Origin of the sequence: Streptomyces sp. NPDC102274, from assembly GCF_044766385.1 — a bacterium.
GTDB lineage: Bacteria > Actinomycetota > Actinomycetes > Streptomycetales > Streptomycetaceae > Streptomyces.
Map to the genome: position 1 here is coordinate 19,083 of NZ_JBIWLW010000030.1, position 16,100 is coordinate 35,182.

The 16,100-nt window shown below is 68.3% G+C and carries 9 protein-coding genes; 3 read left to right on the forward strand and 6 right to left on the reverse strand.

Going from position 1 to position 16,100, the window contains the following annotated elements; all coding sequences use genetic code 11:
• Positions 1-6 precede the first annotated feature (6 nt).
• The 3 genes from ACIRQP_RS31300 to ACIRQP_RS31310 all read right to left on the reverse strand — a co-directional run bounded on the left by ACIRQP_RS31300 (position 7) and on the right by ACIRQP_RS31310 (position 6,381).
• Entirely contained in the window at positions 7-1,716 is a 1,710-nt protein-coding gene (locus ACIRQP_RS31300) for a protein kinase family protein (protein WP_403895908.1), read from the reverse strand.
• Positions 1,717-1,836: 120 nt separating this feature from the next.
• Positions 1,837-3,978, reverse strand: a complete 2,142-nt coding sequence (murJ, locus tag ACIRQP_RS31305) for a murein biosynthesis integral membrane protein MurJ (RefSeq protein WP_403895911.1) — start codon at positions 3,976-3,978, stop codon at positions 1,837-1,839.
• Between the two features lie 45 nt (positions 3,979-4,023).
• Positions 4,024-6,381, reverse strand: coding sequence for a DUF6049 family protein (locus ACIRQP_RS31310; RefSeq protein WP_403895914.1), 2,358 nt, complete (start codon positions 6,379-6,381; stop codon positions 4,024-4,026).
• Between the two features lie 211 nt (positions 6,382-6,592).
• On the opposite strand from ACIRQP_RS31310, the gene ACIRQP_RS31315 reads away from it, so the two are divergent.
• Positions 6,593-8,059: a CCA tRNA nucleotidyltransferase gene (locus tag ACIRQP_RS31315; RefSeq protein WP_403895917.1), complete on the forward strand. Its 1,467-nt coding sequence runs from the start codon at positions 6,593-6,595 to the stop codon at positions 8,057-8,059.
• Between the two features lie 74 nt (positions 8,060-8,133).
• Here the strand turns inward: ACIRQP_RS31315 and ACIRQP_RS31320 are convergent, their stop codons facing one another.
• From ACIRQP_RS31320 to ACIRQP_RS31330, 3 genes are all read right to left on the reverse strand, one after another.
• Entirely contained in the window at positions 8,134-9,393 is a 1,260-nt protein-coding gene (locus ACIRQP_RS31320; protein ID WP_403895920.1) for an MFS transporter, read from the reverse strand.
• Between the two features lie 107 nt (positions 9,394-9,500).
• Positions 9,501-10,583, reverse strand: coding sequence for an inositol-3-phosphate synthase (locus tag ACIRQP_RS31325; RefSeq protein ID WP_403895923.1), 1,083 nt, complete (start codon positions 10,581-10,583; stop codon positions 9,501-9,503).
• A gap of 60 nt (positions 10,584-10,643) precedes the next feature.
• On the reverse strand, positions 10,644-11,360 hold the full coding sequence (locus ACIRQP_RS31330) for a PadR family transcriptional regulator (protein WP_403895926.1): 717 nt from the start codon (positions 11,358-11,360) through the stop codon (positions 10,644-10,646).
• Between the two features lie 369 nt (positions 11,361-11,729).
• Here ACIRQP_RS31330 and ACIRQP_RS31335 point away from each other — a divergent pair, with 369 nt between their 5' ends.
• Together ACIRQP_RS31335 and ACIRQP_RS31340 are read left to right on the forward strand one after the other, a co-directional pair.
• On the forward strand, positions 11,730-14,342 hold the full coding sequence (locus ACIRQP_RS31335; RefSeq protein WP_403895928.1) for a transglycosylase domain-containing protein: 2,613 nt from the start codon (positions 11,730-11,732) through the stop codon (positions 14,340-14,342).
• Positions 14,343-14,480: 138 nt separating this feature from the next.
• Positions 14,481-15,971, forward strand: coding sequence for a glycosyltransferase family 87 protein (locus tag ACIRQP_RS31340; RefSeq protein ID WP_403895931.1), 1,491 nt, complete (start codon positions 14,481-14,483; stop codon positions 15,969-15,971).
• The last annotated feature ends 129 nt before the right edge of the window (positions 15,972-16,100 follow it).

Consider the following 16,100-nt stretch of genomic DNA (forward strand, 5'->3'; position numbering starts at 1 on the left):
GATCCGTCAGCCGGTGAACGTGATCTCGGAGATGCCCCCGCGGAAGCGGTCGGCAGACCCGTCCGTCGGCAGTTCGGTGATGTGGATCAATACGTACCGGGTTCGCACGGGCTTGTCGAGAGTGGTCTTGAGAGTCTTGCCCACCGTCTCCAGCTTGGTGAGGCGCTGAGAGAAGTCCGCGAGCGCCGACGGGTCCGACGCGTCCGCGCCGGCCGCGAGTACCTCGGCCTTCTGGCCGCTGCGGTACATGCCGATGTCGATACCGGACACGTCCTGCACACGGCCCAGGTCGACGACGATTCCGCTGCCTTCCTTGCGGTCCGGCAGATTCCCGAAATTCGGGTAGTTCTTGTACTGGAGCGTGATCCACGCCGTTCGGGGCTTACCGTCGATGGCGTTCGGGACGAGGGCCGGCTTTATCCCGGACCCGCTGGGCATGAACTCCGCCGCGTCGGCGATCCCCAGCGGCTTGAGGGTCTTGGCCGGCTTGTCGTCGCCGGTGACCGGCTGGGTGGGCGGGGCGTCGGTCTCGTTGCCCCGGTCGAGGAGGCTCTCGGCGACCTGCCAGCTGCCGAGACCCAGCGCGGCGATGAGGAGCGCGGCGACGGTCCACTTGAGCGCCTTGCCGGTACGGCTCTGGAGCGGGGGCGGCGGGGGCGCCACCGGTGGGAGGGGAGGAGCCCCGAGGCCCGGCTGCGAGCGTCCGTAGGTGCCCTGCTGGTAGGTGGTGCGCTGGTACTCCGGCGGGGCGGAGAACGTGGGCTCGGGCGGCCGGATGCGCGGCATCTCCGCGACGGCCGCGGCCAGCTCGTCGGGGGTCGTGCACGGTGGTTCCTGGCGCGAGGCGGTGGCGCCGTCGTTGATCAGGGCGCGCATGGCGAGCTCGGAGAGACCGCGATGGATCCCGGCACGCACCTGGTCGGGGGCGATGAGCCCGACGCCCTTGGGAAGGCCGGAGAGCCCGTACGCGTCGGCTTCGTAGGGCCAGCGCTGGGTCAGTGCCGCGTAGAGGAGCGCCCCGATCGCCTCGGTGTCGGTCCGCTGCGGCCGGTCCGCGCTGATCCCGCGCAGAGCGGCGTTCACGGCAAGGCCGCGAATGCGGTACTGACCGGTGGACGTACGCAGCACCGCTCCGGGCGTCAGCCGTAGATGGGCGAGCCCCTCACGGTGGGCCGCCGCCATGGCCTGGGAGATCTGGATGACGAGCTGGTACGCCTCGTGGGCCTCCAGCGGCCCCGAGGCGAGGAGCGCGGTCAGCTCGACCGCGTCGGGCAGCCACTCGTGAACGACGTAGACGAGGTCGTTCTCCTCGACGGCGTCCAGGACCTGCACAAAGCGGGGGTCGCCGAGCAGGGCCGAGGACCGGGCCGCCGCCAGTACGGAACGGGCCCGTGGATGGTCGGCCGGGAGGAGATGCACGCCGACGGCGCGGCGCAGCTTCTCGTCGACCGCTCGCCAGCTGCTGAAACCGTCCAGACGGGTGACACACTCCTCCAGGCGGTAGCGTCTGGCGAGTTTATGGCCGCTGTGCAGCTCGGGCGCAGAGAGGCCCGGCCCGGTGTTCTGCCGTTCGCTGCCCATGTCCGGTGCGGACTTCTCCGCCTCGTTCTGGGCTTCCGCCAACCCGTCGGTCGTGGCCTTGCCCGCCTTGGCGGCCAGCGGTTCATCACCGCTGTTGTCGGCCACGTCGACGGCAGCCGTGCTACGTTCCGCCACCGTCGCTCCTGCCTCCCCATCCGTTGCGCACTATCCAACAGCCAAGCCAATTGTGCCCACAGTTGGACGCTATGCACGACACGCGGCAGCCGGTGAAGGTTGTGCTGGACCGTGCCGCGTTTACCGTCCGAGACGTCCCCGCACCATGCCGACCATGGCGTTCATCTCTTCGATCCGCATCTTCTTCGCCGCGACGAAGAAGAGGGCCAGCAGGGCGAGACCGCCGCCGAGCAGAGCCACCAGCGAGCTGAGGGCGCTGCTGCCCAGAGAGTTCAGGACGGCATAGGCGATCGCGCCGGCTACGAGGGCTCCGGGGACGGCCGCCAGGCAGAGCCGGGCGTACGTACGCAGGACGCGGCCGCCGTCCAGATCGCCGCCCAGCCGGTTCCGCAGCCTGCGCCAGGCGACACCGACACCGACCGCGTAGGCGAGCCCGTAGGAGGCGGCCATGCCGACCACGGCCCAGCGGGAGGGCAGGACCACATACGAGACGCCGGAGGCGGCGGCGTTGACCGCGGCGACGATGACCGTGTTGTAGAAGGGCGTCCGGGTGTCCTCGTAGGCGTAGAAGCCGCGCAGGACGACGTACTGCACGGAGTACGGGATGAGTCCGAGAGCGAATGCCATCAGGATGAAGCCCATGGAGCGTGCCGATTCCAGGCCACTGGACGAGAACATCAGGATGGACAGCGGAACACCCAGGGCGAGGAACCCGAAGGCGATCGGCACGATGGCGACCGCCGAGTTGCGCAGTCCCTGGGAGATGTCGTCGCGTACCGCCCCCGGGTCGCCGTCGTGGGCGGCGCGGGAGATCCTGGGCAGCAGCGCGGCCATGACGGAGACGGTGATGATGGCCTGCGGCATGCCCCAGATCAGCTGGGCGTTGCTGTAGGCGAGGATGCCGGTGCCGTCCTTGCCGGAGGCGACGCCGGCGGCGGTGGCGAGCTGGGTGACGACCAGGACTCCGGCCTGGTTGGCGAGGACGAACAGAACCGTCCACTTGGCCAGCTTGACCGTCTTGCCGAGGCCGTGGCCCTTCCAGTCGAAGCGCGGGCGGAACCGGAAACCGGTCTCACGGAGGTAGGGGATCATCGCGAGCGCCTGGACGACCAGACCGAGCAGCGTACCGATGCCCAGCAGCCGCACGCCGTCCGGCGGGATCGTCTTCACGGTCATGCCCGAGTCGGCGGCGGTGCCGTACACCCAGATGAACAGACCGAACGTGGTGATCATGACGATGTTGTTGAGGACCGGAGTCCACATCATCGCGCCGAACTTCCCGCGCGCGTTCAGGATCTGTCCCATCACCACATGCACGCCCATGAAGAAGATCGTGGGCAGGCAGTAGCGGGCGAAGGTGACGGCGACGTTGTTGGCGGCCGCGTCACTGGCGATCGGATCGGACATCAGACGTACCAGCCACGGCGCCCCGAACACCGCGAGGGCCACGATTGCGCCGAGCGCCACCATGACGAGGGTCAGCAGCCGGTTGGCGTAGGCCACGCCACCGTCGTCGTCGTTCTTCATCGCCCGCACGAGCTGCGGGACGAACACGGAGTTGAGACCGCCCCCGACGGTGAGGATGTAGATCATCGTCGGCAGCGTGTACGCCACGGTGAAGGAGTCACCGAGCAGGGCCGCACCCAGCGCGGCGGTGATCACGAGGCTGCGTACGAAGCCGGTGAGCCGGGAGACCAGCGTTCCCGCCGCCATCAGCGCACTGGACTTGAGCAGACTGGCGGCCTTGCCTCCCGACTTCTTGGGGGGCGGCGGTGCGGGTGCGGCTTCGGGCTCCGGCGCGGTCAGTACCTGGCCCGTGCCCTGCTGGTCGCGGTAGAGGTGAGCGAACGCGTCCGGCGGCGGATTCTCGTCGCCGGCCCGGGAGACGAGGTCGTCGAGGCCGGTGAACTGGGTGGTCCTCGGGTCGTCCCCGTACGGGAGATGGCGCGTCGGCCCGGAGGGCTCGGGCGGCGGGGTCTGGGCCCAGATGCGGGGATCGGGCGCGTTCTGCGGGGCGGGCGGCTGCTGGTAGAGCTGGTGGGCCTCCGGATAGGTGCCGGGAGGCGGCGGCGGATGCGAGGCACGGTCGTACAGCGCCTCCGTCACCGGGTCCTGCGCGGAGAGGTCCTGTGACCAGTAGGGGTCCCGACTATAGGCATCCTGGACATAGGGATCCTGGGCGGACGGCGGAGTGGGCGGAATCCGGCCCGCCGGGTCGCCACCCGCGCCCTGCCCACGGTCACCGTCGTACGGCGCGTTCATGGTTACCCCACCTCATCGTCCCCGGCCGACCGGCCACGACATCGCTCAACGGTCCACTTTCTCACCCGCGCCCGACGCGTCCGTGCTTTCCGGACCGGTGTCCGGTGTCGGGTCACTCGGCTGCCCGGGATCTGTGTCCTCAACGGCCCGTGCGCCGTCGTCCGTGCTCTGTGTGTCCCGCGCGTTCCCGTCCGCGCCGCTGCCGTCTCCGCCGTCCGTGTCCTCCGCGGCTGCCTTACGGGCCACCGCGCGCTTGCGCTGGCTGTACATCTTGACCCCCGCGAGGACAAGAAGCAGCACACCGCCGGCGATGACGAGCATGACGGTCGGCGTGATCTCGGAGACCTTGACCTGGAACGTCATCGGACTGCCGTACGGCGTGCCGTCCACCGTGTACAGCTGGGCGGTCACCTGCACCGGCCCGTTGGCGTTGCCCGCGCCGGTGAACTTCACCGACTGGCTGTGCCCGCCGTCGATCTTGATCGGCTGCTCCGCGACCGCTTGGTCGCCGTCCAGCTTGAGCCGCGTCGGGTTGTCGGACTTCAGGCGCAGCACCAGATTCTGGACGCCCTGCAACAGCTGGTTCTGGACGGTCACCGGGATCGTCGCACTGCGCCCCGACAGTGTCAGAACAGACTTCGGGATGAGCTGCACCTCGGTGGTGAGGCCCACCAGATAGTTCTCCACCGTGTCGCGGTACTGCTGGGCCTCGTCCGGCTCCCCGCGCCACGAGGCCGACATCGACCGGGCGATCGCGTTGCCGAAAGGCGCGGCCACCCGGTCCGGAGCGCTGAGGATGGCCTTGAAGTTGTCGAGCCGCTCCTGTGTCTCCTTGATGTCCAGGAAGACCTCGGTCGGCAGCTCCTGGTCCCGCAGCTTCTTCGGGTAACGCGAAGAGCCGGGCACCTTGGTGGTGGCGTCCGAGTCGGGTGTGGCCGCCGCCGCGGCGATCAGATCGGACGGCTCGGTCCAGCGCTCGGGGTCCAGGCCCCGCAGCGCGCGCGCCATCGACTGTGCCTGGGCGGCGCTCGGCATCCGCTGGGGGGCGACGACGATGCTGCGCTGATTCTCCGGGTTCTGAAGCGTCACGGCCAGCGACTGGGCGAGGAACTTCTGGACCGCGAGGGTGGACGCGCCCGCCTCCGACATATCCCCCTGGAAGGCGGTGGAGAGCCGGGTGTCGGCGACGACGGCTGTCGTCCCGCCGCCGATCGGCCGTGCCGCGGTGGGGGTGTACGGCAGGTTGTCCTGGAGGTTGTCGCTGCGGGTGATGATCTCGTGGGCACCCGCCGAGGTGGCGACATCGACGATCGAGGGGTCGATCGCACCGTCCACGGGCCAGGCGAAGTCGACGGACGGCTTCACATGAAGGATGGTCTCCACGGTCTTCCCGGCCACATCCGTGGCGGGCTGCAGATGGCTGAGTGCTCCGGAGACGTCCTTGCCACGGTGGGCCAGCGACGCCAGGTCCGGATCGGCGAACGGCAGTGCGACGACCTTGCGGCCCCTCACCGCCTTCTCCAGGGAGTCCAGCCACTTGGTGGCCACGGCCTGATTCTTGCCGGGGACGGTCGTATCCCCGCTTCTGACCTGGTAGTTCTTGGTCATGGCGTCGGCGGTGGCGAGCAGGTCGGGGTCGATCACCCAGGTGACGGGAAGCTGATTGCCGAGAGAGACCAGCTGCTCGAGCCGCCCGCCGGGGGCCAGCTCCTCGGCCAGGTCGTCGTTCTCGAAGACGGGGGTCTGCTGATCGTCCGAGCCGGTCTCCGCGGACAGGTGCGTCGACGAGATGAGCGGCCAGAGGACAGTGAGCTGTGTCTTCTCCTCCGTCGCGTCCGGTTGCCAGGGCAGGAACGTGCGCTGGATGCCCAGCACCTGGTCGTACGGCGCGGACGAGGTCTGTCCGGTCAGTGAGACACCGAGCTGATAGACACCGTCCTGGCCGAGCCCGAGCTTGCTGACCGGTACCGAGAGCGCGAAGTCCTGGGGGATGCCGACGGCGAGCTTCGGGATGGTGACCTTGAACTTGCCGCCGATCGGGGCCACATCACCCGAGGTCCCGGTGCGCTCGGCGGCGTCATCGATGGCCGTCCTGCCGTACATCCGCGGGCCGACGCGCAGATCGACCTGCGCGTCGGTGATGGGGTTCTTGCCCTCGTTGGTCACCGTCCCCGAGACGGTGAGCGTGTCGCCCTTCACCGGTGCGCTGGGGGCCAGCGTGTCGAGCGACACATGGACCGTACGGGAGCCAGTGGCCGTGGTCGCGGCCTGGGCCGTGGGCGCCGCCGTCCCGGCCAGCAGACCCGCCAGGAGCGGCGCTCCGGCGAGCACGGAGGCTGTGCGCCGCAGCCACCGGCGGGCAGGAGAATGACCCATCCCCTGGAAGTCTGCCGCCTCCGCCACGCGCTCGCCCGTCCCTTGTCATCGTCGGTTGCCGTCGGTGGTTGTCAATTGCCGCGTCCACGCATGGTAACGATGTGCGCTGTGGCGAAGTGCTGGGGACTGCTCCACATGATCGGAAGAATCTCATGAGCCAGCGGAAACCTCCGCATCGAGGCGGGGCGGCCCGAAACGGGAGCGCCCGCGGGGGCCGCGGCACGTACCCTTTTCTGTTGTGCCGAAAGCCAATGAAGACAATTCCCGTGCCCTCAGTCAGGTGCAGCGCCGCGCGGTCAGCGAACTGCTGCGGGTGTCCCCCGTCGCCGACGACCTCGCGCGCCGTTTCCAGGATGCCGGATTCACCCTCGCCCTGGTCGGCGGTTCTGTCAGGGACGCCCTTCTCGGCCGGCTCGGCAACGATCTGGACTTCACGACCGATGCCCGGCCCGAGGATGTTCTGAAGATCGTCAGGCCCTGGGCGGATTCGGTGTGGGAAGTGGGGATCGCCTTCGGCACGGTCGGTGTCCAGAAGGATGCCCGTGTCGGAGACGCTGATCAGCGCTTCCAGATCGAGGTGACGACGTACCGCTCGGAGGCCTACGACCGGACATCACGCAAACCCGAGGTGTCCTACGGCGACTCCATCGAGGAAGACCTCGTGCGCCGGGACTTCACGGTGAACGCGATGGCCGTCGCGCTGCCGCAGAAGGAGTTCATCGATCCCCACGGCGGGCTGGAAGACCTCTCCGCCCAGGTGCTGCGGACCCCCGGCACCCCCCAGGAGTCCTTCTCCGACGATCCCCTGCGGATGCTGCGGGCCGCGCGGTTCGCCGCGCAGCTGAACTTCGAGGTGGCCGCGGATGTGGTCGAGGCCATGAGGGACATGTCCGGCCGTATCGAGATCGTCTCCGCCGAACGCGTACGGGACGAGCTGAACAAGCTGATCCTCTCCGCCCACCCGCGCAAGGGCCTGGCGCTGCTCGTCGACACCGGGCTCGCCGACCGCGTGCTGCCCGAGCTGCCGGCGCTGCGCCTGGAGAGCGATGAGCACCACCGGCACAAGGACGTCTACGAGCACTCGCTGACCGTGCTGGAGCAGGCCGTCGACCTGGAGGAGAACGGGCCGGACCTGGTGCTGCGGCTGGCCGCGCTGCTGCATGACATCGGCAAGCCCCGGACGCGTCGCTTCGAAAAGGACGGGCGGGTCTCCTTCCACCACCACGAGGTGGTGGGTGCGAAGCTGACCAAGAAGCGGATGACCGCGCTCAAGTACTCCAATGAGCTGGTGAGGGACGTCTCCCGGCTCGTGGAGCTGCACCTGCGCTTCCACGGCTACGGAACGGGCGAGTGGACCGACTCGGCGGTGCGGCGCTACGTACGCGACGCCGGGCCCCTGCTCGACAGGCTCCACAAGCTGACCCGCTCGGACTGCACCACGCGCAACAAGCGCAAGGCGGGCGCTCTCTCCCGGGCCTATGACGGCCTGGAGGAGCGCATCGCCCAGCTCCAGGAGAAGGAGGAGTTGGACGCCATCAGGCCCGATCTGGACGGCAACCAGATCATGGAGATCCTGGATGTCGGCCCCGGACCGGTGATTGGCGCCGCGTACACGTTCCTGCTGGAGCTGCGACTGGAGAACGGGCCGATGGAGCACAACACGGCGGTCGCCGCGCTCAAGGAATGGTGGGCCACGCAGAACTGAACCCGCCCCGGTCATGTTTCACGTGAAACATGACCGGGGCGCGATGCTCCGGGGGTGATGTTTCACGTGAAACATCACCCCCGCGCCCTGTGTGCCAGGGCCGCGGCCACGCCCAGATAGAGCACGGCCACCGTCGCCACGAGCGGCACGGAGCGGCCATCCGGCGGCAGCATCACCGCAGCCACCCCCGCCGCGCCGACGAAGGCGACATTGAAGAGGACGTCGTAGAGGGAGAAGATCCGGCCCCGGAAGTCGTCGTCCACCGCCGTCTGCACCACCGTGTCCGTGGCGATCTTCGCCCCCTGGGTGATCAGGCCGAGAACGAAGGCGGCGGCCAGGATGGGCGTGGGCGCGAAGGTCAGCCCCAAGGCCGGCTCCAGGACGGCCGCCGCTCCCGCGCACAGTGCCATCCACCCGTAGGGGCCGAGCCGTCCCACCGCCCAGGGCGTGAGAACCGCGGCGGCGAAGAACCCCGCCCCGGAGATGGCGAGGGCCAGTCCGAGCAGCGCCAGCCCGTCGGCCTCCCGCTCCGTCCAGGCGTATCTGCAGAGCATCAGCACCATCACCGTGAGCGCCCCGTAGCAGAAGCGCATCACCGTCATGGCGGCCAGCGCACCGGCCGCGGCCCCCCGCTCCATGAGATGCCGCACTCCGTCCGCGAGTCCGCGTGCGCTGGAGGACAGGGCGGTCCTCAACCGGGGCCGGCCACGCGAGGACTCTCCGGGCCCCAGCAGTTCGCGCGCCAGTAGGAGCGAGGTGAGCGCGCCGCAGAGATAGAGGGCGGCGCCCAGCAGCACCACGGCGGCGTCGGAGTCCGCGATCGTCAGCCGTACGACGAAGGCGAGGCTGCCGCCCAGGGTCGCGGCGAGCGTTCCGGCGGTCGGGGAGAGGGAGTTCGCGAGGACGAGGCGCTCATCGTCGACCACATGCGGCAGCGCGGCCGAGAGCCCGGCGAGAACGAACCGGTTGACGGCGGTCACGGACAGCGCCGAGACATAGAAGAGCCAGTCGGGCACGGAGGCCACGATCAGCACCGCCGTACAGCCCGCGAGGAGAGCCCGCAGTAGATTCCCGTATAGAAAGACTTGGCGGCGCTGCCAGCGGTCCAGCAGCACCCCGGCGAACGGGCCGACCAGTGAATACGGCAGCAGGAGTACGGCCATCGCGGAGGCGATCGCGCCGGGCGAGGTCTGTTTCTCCGGGGAGAAGACCACGTATGTGGCGAGCGCCACCTGGAAGACACCGTCGGCGGCCTGGGAGAGCAGCCGGACCGCCAATAGTCGGCGGAAGCTTCCGAGGCGCAGGAGCACACGCAGATCACGCACGACAGGCATGTGAGCCAGCGTCACACACGTGGCTTCGGCAGACACGGGAAGGGTCGCCGGACCAGCAGTCCGGCGACCCTTCCCGTGTGGCGTCGGTGTGGCGGGGAGGCCGCGCTCTAGCGCTCGACCTCGCCGGCGATGAACTTCTCGACGTTCTCGCGGGCCTGGTCGTCGAAGTACTGAACCGGCGGCGACTTCATGAAGTACGAGGACGCGGAGAGGATCGGGCCGCCGATGCCGCGGTCCTTGGCGATCTTCGCGGCACGCACCGCGTCGATGATGACACCCGCGGAGTTCGGGGAGTCCCAGACCTCCAGCTTGTACTCCAGGTTCAGCGGGACGTCACCGAAGGCACGGCCCTCAAGCCGGACGTACGCCCACTTGCGGTCGTCGAGCCAGGCGACATAGTCCGACGGGCCGATGTGGACGTTGTCGGCACCCAGGTCACGGTCGGGGATTTGGGAGGTGACGGCCTGCGTCTTCGAGATTTTCTTGGACTCCAGACGCTCACGCTCCAGCATGTTCTTGAAGTCCATGTTGCCGCCGACGTTCAGCTGCATCGTGCGGTCCAGGACAACGCCCCGGTCCTCGAAGAGCTTCGCCATGACGCGGTGCGTGATCGTGGCACCGACCTGGGACTTGATGTCGTCACCGACGATCGGGACACCGGCCTCGGTGAACTTGTCCGCCCACTCCTTCGTGCCGGCGATGAAGACCGGGAGGGCGTTGACGAACGCGACCTTGGCGTCGATGGCGCACTGCGCGTAGTACTTCGCGGCGTCGTCGGACCCCACGGGCAGGTAGCAGACCAGGACGTCCACCTGCTTGTCCTTGAGGGTTTGGACGATGTCCGCCGGCGCCTCGGGGGACTCCTCGATCGTCTGGCGGTAGTACTTGCCCAGACCGTCGAGGGTGTGGCCACGCTGGACGGTGACGCCCGAGGACGGCACGTCACAGATCTTGATGGTGTTGTTCTCACTGGCGCCGATGGCGTCCGCGAGGTCGAGGCCGACCTTCTTCGTGTCAACGTCGAAGGCGGCCACGAACTCGATGTCCCGCACGTGGTACTCGCCGAACTGGACATGCATCAGCCCCGGTACCTTGCCCGCCGGGTCGGCGTCCTTGTAGTACTCGATGCCCTGCACCAGTGAGGCGGCGCAGTTGCCCACGCCGACGATGGCTACGCGTACCGAACCCATTCCGGTTGCTCCCTGTGTGATGTCAGTGTTCGTGATGAAACCCTGCGGAGATGCGGGGCCTCACTTGGTGGTGTCCGCGGACGGATCCGGCGGGCCGGGATGTCCCGGGGGCGTGCCCCCGGAAGACGCGGCATCCCGGTGCCGGGGCAGGCCGTCCGCTTCTCCTGATGTGCCTTCCTGATCAGCGGGACTCCCGGGGCCGGACCGTCTCTGATCCCGTCCCGCCCGCTCGCTTTCGATGAGCTCGTTCAGCCAGCGCACCTCGCGCTCCACGGACTCCATGCCGTGCCGCTGAAGCTCCAGCGTGTAGTCGTCGAGGCGCTCGCGGGTGCGTGCCAGGGAGGCGCGCATCTTCTCCCGACGCTCCTCCAGCCTGCTGCGGCGGCCCTCCAGCACCCGCATCCGCACCTCACGCTCCGTCTGCCCGAAGAAGGCGAACCGAGCAGCGAAGTGCTCGTCCTCCCAGGCGTCGGGACCGGTGTGGGACAGCAGCTCCTCGAAGTGCTCCTTACCTTCCGCCGTCAGCCGATAGACGATCTTGGCGCGGCGGCCCGCCAGCGAAGCGGCGAGCGCGTCCTCCGGAGCGCTCCCCGGCTCCTCGATCAACCAGCCGTTGGCGACCAGTGTCTTGAGGCAGGGATAGAGCGTCCCGTAACTGAAAGCACGGAAGATCCCCAGCGACGTATTGAGCCGTTTCCGCAGCTCATAGCCGTGCATGGGGGACTCGCGGAGCAGACCGAGGACAGCGAACTCAAGGATGCCCGAGCGTCTGCTCACCCGTCGCCTCCTTTGCTGTCCGGACTTTTATGCCGTACTGATGTATCGATTCGATACATCCCGACGATAGAGCGGAGTGGGGGTCGCGACAAGAGGGGGCATGGTGAACGGCGTCACATCGCCAATTCTCAGGAAGCAACTTGCCTGATTTAGGGTGAACTTCAGCTCTCGGGTGGTTTTGACCGTGCGTAGTCTGTGCGGCATGCAGACCACCGGGAACCGAGTGACGCCGGTAAGCGTCAAGACTGTCGGCTTACCGGATGCATATCGGATGAGCCCGATGCCGGGCCGGTCCGTATTCATTTCGGGGGGACCGGAACTCAACTGCCGCTTCCAGGCGTTCGCGCCTGCCCGAGGAGTAGTCGTTCGATGAGCGAGCACCGTCGCAAACCGCCGCAATCGCAGGGGGGCGGTCGTGCCGCGGCCAGGCGTGCGGCCCAGCAGCCATCCGGCCGCCGCGCAGCCCCGTCCCGAGAAACCGTTTCGGCCTCACCCTCCGGTTCGTACGAGGAGGAGCCGCCCTACGGTGGCCGCGCCGCGGCCAGACGAGCCGCCCAGCGCGGTGGCCGCAGACGTGGGGGGGACGACGGCGGCGCCGGACGTGGCCGCGCTGAGCCGTACAAGAAGCGGCTGATCGACTACCCGCGCCAGGGCAAGTACGGCTGGCGCCGCTGGGTGCCGTCATGGAAGCAGACCACCGGACTCGGTATCGCCTTCGTCGGCTCCATCATGGTCGCCGGGGCCGTCGGCTACGCGGTGGTGCAGGTGCCGGACCCCAATCTCGCCTCGAAGGCCGAGAACAACGTCTACTACTGGGACGACGGCACCCAGATGGTCGCCACCGGCGGTGAGGTCAACCGGCAGATCATCCCGATCGAGAAGATCCCCGCGGACATGCAGAACGCGGTGATCTCAGCCGAGAACAAGACCTTCAAGGACGACTCGGGCGTCGATCCGATGGGTATCGGCCGCGCTCTGTTCAACATGGCCAAGGGCGGCGACACCCAGGGTGGCTCCACCATCACCCAGCAGTACGTCAAGAACGCCCGGCTGGGCGACCAGAGCCAGACCCTGAGCCGCAAGTTCAAAGAGCTGTTCATCTCCATAAAGGTGGGCACTCAAATGGAGAAGCCCGAGATCATGGCGGGCTATCTCAACACCTCCTACTACGGGCGAGGCGCCTGGGGTATCCAGGCCGCCGCCCGTACCTACTACGGCAAGGACGCCTCCGAGCTGAACGCCAGCGAGTGCGCGCTTCTTGCCACGGTCCTCAAGGGCCCGACGTACTACGACCCGGCCGGCCAGCCCGCCATCGACCCGACGGCCACCGAGGCGGCGAACACGAAGAGAGCCACCGATCGCTGGGCCTGGATCCTCGACGAGATGGAGAAGGACGGCCACCTCGAGCCGGCCGAGCGGGCCAAGTACACCAAGTTCCCGACGCCGGACGGAATCAAGAAGAATACCGAGCAGAGCGGCCAGATCGGCTATCTGGTCGATCTCGCCAAGGCGTACTTCGTCAACAACAACTCCCTGGGCCTCACGGCGGACGATCTCTCCAGGGGCGGCTTCGAGATCCACACGACCTTCAACAAGAAGAAGGTCGAACAGCTGAAGACCGCCGTCGAGAAGGTCTACGACGCCAACATCGACCCCAAGAAGCGCCCGGACACCGACACACACGTCCAGTTCGGCGGTGCTTCCGTCGAACCCGAGTCCGGCAAGATCGTCGCCATCTACGGCGGTCAGGACGCCACCAAGCACTTCACCAACAACGCCGACCAGACCGGCGCGCAGGTCGGATCGACCTTCAAGCCGTTCGTCCTGGCCGCGGCGATGCGGGACGGCGTACGCGATCCGGTCGACGGCACCCGTACACCTGTCTCGCCCGACAAGTCCATCTACAACGGCGACAACAAGCTGAAGATCAAGAACTACGACGGTTCGATCTGGACCAACGAGGAAGACAAGGAGTGGCTGCAGGTCAACGACGGCGACAAGTCGTACGGGCCCATCGATCTGCGCTACGCCATGCAGGAGTCGGCCAACTCCCCGTTCGTCCAGCTGGGCATGGACGTGGGCATCCCCCAGGTGCGTGACGCCGCCATCGACGCCGGCCTGCTGGACAGCTCCCTCTCCAAGTCGAACGTGCCGTCCTTCTCCATCGGCATCTCGGACCCCAGCGCCATCCGGATGGCCGGCGCCTACGCCACGTTCGCCTCCAGCGGCAAGCAGCGCGACCCCTACTCCGTCACCAAAGTGCTCCAGAGCGGCAAGACCGTCTACGAGCACGAGGACAAGGAGAAGAGGGCGTTCGACGCGCCCGTCGCGGACAACGTCACGGACGTGCTGAAGACCGTGGTGGAGAAGGGCACCGGTACGAACGCGCAGCTCGAAGGGCGCGAGGTGGCCGGCAAGACCGGCACCACCGACGGCAACAAGTCGGCCTGGTTCGTGGGCTACACCCCGCAGCTGTCGACCGCCATCGACATGTACCGGCTGGACGACGACGCGACGAACAAGAACCGCGAGTTCCTGAAGATGTTCGGCACGGGTGGCCAGGACAAGATCCACGGTGCCTCGTTCCCGTCGGAGATCTGGCACGACTACATGGAGGAGGCTCTCAAGGGGAAGCCGCCCGTGAAGTTCCCCGAGCCCCAGCCCATCGGAGAGGCCGTCTACGGCGGAGGCGCGTCCCCGTCCCCGACGGCGAGCGAGACCCCGTCCGAGTCGCCGAGCGAGTCGCCTTCCGAGTCGCCTTCGGAGACGCCGTCCGAGACGCCGTCCGAGACGCCGTCCTCCCCGAGCGAATCCTGCGACCGGCCGTTCGGCTGCAACGATGGCGGCGGCAACGGCAACAACGGCGGTAATGAAGGCAACGGCAACGGTGGGCCCGGCGGAGTAAGCGAATCGCCATCCGGCTCCTCCGGCGAGAGCGCCGGCAACGGCGGAGGCATCTTCGGAGGCCCCGGCGCAGGCTGACCTCCCGGGCCCGGGAGGCTGACCACCCCCACGCGGCACCGCCACGAGGGTCGCCGCACCGACACGTACCGACTCGCGTACGTGCACGGTGCGGCGGCCCTCGTCGTGTTCCGGGCGGCGTACGGCAGGATGGGCGCCATGCCCAGCGCAGGAGAGACATCCGTGGACCAGGACCGGCCGGACGTGCCGCCCACGCGGCGCGACGAGATCGCCGCGGCCGGCAGCGAGCTGATCGGCGGCCCGGTCGGGCGCTGGGCCTGGTTCGGCAGCAGCAGGCTCACCCCCGTACGCGTCGTCGCACTCGTGGCGATCGGCATGTTTGCGCTGGGCATGGCGCAGAAGATGCCCTGTTACGACTGGGCCTGGTTCCGCGGCACCAGCTCGCAGTACACGCACGCCTGCTACTCGGACATCCCGCACCTCTACCTGGGGCGCGGCTTCGCCGACAACCTCGTGCCGTACTTCGACCGCCTCAATGGCGACATGGAATACCTGGAGTACCCCGTACTGACGGGCCTCTTCATGGAAGTCGCCTCCTGGCTCACACCGGGCGGCTCCCCGCAGTACCGCGAACAGATGTACTGGATGGTCAACGCGGGAATGCTGATGATCTGCGCGGCGGTCATCGCGGTCTGCGTCGCCCGCACCCACCGGCGCCGCCCCTGGGACGCCCTGCTCGTCGCCCTCGCGCCGGCCTTCGCGCTCACCGCCACCATCAACTGGGACCTGCTGGCCGTGGCGCTCACCGCCGCCGCGATGCTGATGTGGTCACGCGGCCGCGTCCTGGCCTTCGGCATCCTCATCGGCCTCGCCACCGCCGCCAAGCTCTACCCCGTCCTCCTCCTGGGACCGCTCCTCCTGCTGTGCTGGCGGGCCGGGAGATTCCGCGAGTACGGAACGGCGGTCCTGGGCACGGCCGGCGCGTGGCTGGCGGTGAATCTGCCGGTGATGGTGCTCGCACCCGAAGGATGGAAGAAGTTCTACACCTTCAGCCAGGAGCGCCAGGTCGACTTCGGCTCCTTCTGGCTGATCATCACCCAGCGCACGGGCAAGTCCCTGGACGTCGGCACCGTCAACAACTACGCGATGCTGCTGATGCTCCTGGCGTGCGCGGGTATCGCGACGCTCGCCCTGACAGCCCCGCGCCGGCCGCGCTTCGCCCAGCTCGCCTTCCTCGTCGTGGCCGCCTTCATCCTCACCAACAAGGTCTACTCACCGCAGTACGTACTGTGGCTCGTCCCGCTGGCGGCCCTCGCCCGGCCGCGCTGGCGTGACTTCCTGATCTGGCAGGCCTGTGAGGTCATGTACTACCTCGGCATCTGGATGTACCTCGCCTACACGACAAGCGGCGACGCCCACAAGGGACTGCCCGCCGAGGGCTACCAGCTCGCCATCGCCCTGCACCTGCTGGGCACCCTGTATCTGTGCGCGCTGGTCGTACGGGACATCCTGATGCCCGAGAAGGACGGCGTACGCACCGACGGCTCCGACGACCCGTCGGGCGGCGTACTGGACCGCGCGGAGGACAGGTTCGTACTCGGCGGGGCGGCCCGGCCCACACAGCACGCCGCCCAGTCGGTGGAGGCGCCACGGGTCGAATGGGGAGTAAGGCCGCCAGGAGCCGCCTGAGGGGCCCGCGGGCCCGCAACACCGTCACGCCCGCCGCACCGTCCAAAAGGCCGCGGAGCGCCCCCTGGAGCGCTCCGCGGCCTTTCGCGTGACGTCCCGCTCAGCGGTCGGTCGTACCTCGGCGGTCGG

What these genes read in the sequence shown, in the direction of transcription:
- ACIRQP_RS31320 (WP_403895920.1), bottom strand. Translation starts at nt 9,393, where the DNA reads ATGCCTGTCGTGCGTGATCTGCGTGTGCTCCTGCGCCTCGGAAGCTTC.
- ACIRQP_RS31335 (WP_403895928.1), top strand. Translation starts at nt 11,730, where the DNA reads ATGAGCGAGCACCGTCGCAAACCGCCGCAATCGCAGGGGGGCGGTCGT.
- ACIRQP_RS31325 (WP_403895923.1), bottom strand. Translation starts at nt 10,583, where the DNA reads ATGGGTTCGGTACGCGTAGCCATCGTCGGCGTGGGCAACTGCGCCGCC.
- ACIRQP_RS31340 (WP_403895931.1), top strand. Translation starts at nt 14,481, where the DNA reads ATGCCCAGCGCAGGAGAGACATCCGTGGACCAGGACCGGCCGGACGTG.
- murJ (WP_403895911.1), bottom strand. Translation starts at nt 3,978, where the DNA reads ATGAACGCGCCGTACGACGGTGACCGTGGGCAGGGCGCGGGTGGCGAC.